Source organism: Oceanospirillum sediminis (genome assembly GCF_014164585.1).
GTDB classification, from domain to species: Bacteria; Pseudomonadota; Gammaproteobacteria; order Pseudomonadales; family Halomonadaceae; genus Oceanospirillum; species Oceanospirillum sediminis.
Window position 1 is genome coordinate 1 of record NZ_JACJFM010000304.1, and the last position, 324, is coordinate 324.

General features: G+C 41.0%; 1 pseudogene. It reads right to left on the minus strand.

Annotated elements, in window-relative coordinates:
* Positions 1-324: pseudogene (locus H4O21_RS28770) on the minus strand (NADP-dependent malic enzyme); the annotation flags it as partial.

A 324-nucleotide genomic window follows, 5' to 3' on the forward strand; every position in this document is an offset into this window, starting at 1 on the left:
TTATTATCAGAACCAAGACGCTCTCTTAATGCATCCTTGTATTTATTCCAATCAGTAATTTCAGTTTGGGCAACACCACTTTCCATTGCTGCTTTTGCAACGGCTGGTGGAATTTCAGCAATTAAGCGAGGATCAAAAGGTTTAGGAATGATATATTTTCTACCAAAAGCCAAACGCGTTTGTTCGTAAGCCACATTTACCTGCTCTGGCACAGGTTCTTTGGCTAAAGCAGCCAAGGCTTTTACCGCAGCCATTTTCATTGCCTCATTAATTCCTGTTGCACGAACATCCAAAGCTCCTCTAAATATGAAAGGAAACCCTAAG